Origin of the sequence: Pseudomonas sp. MWU12-3103b (assembly GCF_023100615.1) — a bacterium.
GTDB lineage: Bacteria > Pseudomonadota > Gammaproteobacteria > Pseudomonadales > Pseudomonadaceae > Aquipseudomonas > Aquipseudomonas putida_A.
Map to the genome: position 1 here is coordinate 1 of NZ_JALMEY010000044.1, position 712 is coordinate 712.

At 64.6% G+C, this 712-nt stretch carries 1 pseudogene; it reads right to left on the minus strand.

The annotated features are described in order from the left end of the window. Nucleotides 1-712: pseudogene (locus M0808_RS28390) on the minus strand (type IV secretion protein Rhs); the annotation flags it as partial.

Consider the following 712-nt stretch of genomic DNA (forward strand, 5'->3'; position numbering starts at 1 on the left):
ATGGCGATCGCCCTGCATCAGCAGGCGGTTGCCCTTGATCCGGGTCGGCCCGGGACGATCCTGCATCAGCAGGTTGCCGGCCGGGTCGTGGGCGAAGGATTCCGGCAGTTCGTCGCGCGAGTGGCGCACGCGGATCAAGCGGTCGAGGGCGTCGTAGCCGTAGGTGCGCTGGCCGTGGCGGCTGTCGGCAATGTGCTCCAGATTGCCGTTGGCGCTGTAGGCATAATCCCGGCGATACAGCGAGTCGTGCTGATGGCCTACAGCGTGGGCCAGCAAACGTCCCTGATCGTCGTAGGCATAATCGCTGCGCAGCAGGCCTTGTTGGCGTTGTTGTTCGCGACCCGATTGATAGACGTGGCTGCTCAGCCGCGTGCCATTGAGGTCGATGGCGGTCAGCGCGCCGCCCTTGGCGTAGTGGTAATCGAGCTTGCTGTTGTCCGGCAGACGCTGGCGCTTGAGCTGGCCGCAGGCGTCGTAGGTGTATCGCAGGGTGCCCCAGCCCTGATGCTCGGTGATCAGCCGGTCCTGCCGGTCGTATTCAAAGGCCAGCGGATGTTGCTGGCCGTCATCAACACCGTTTAAACGCCCCAGGCGGTCGTAGGTGTAAGCCACCTCAACCCCGTCCGGCAGGGTTTTCAGCAGCAAGCGCCCGGCCGCATCACGCGCGTAGGCGGTGACCAGCGTCGAGCCGTCATCACCGAACTCGGTCTTC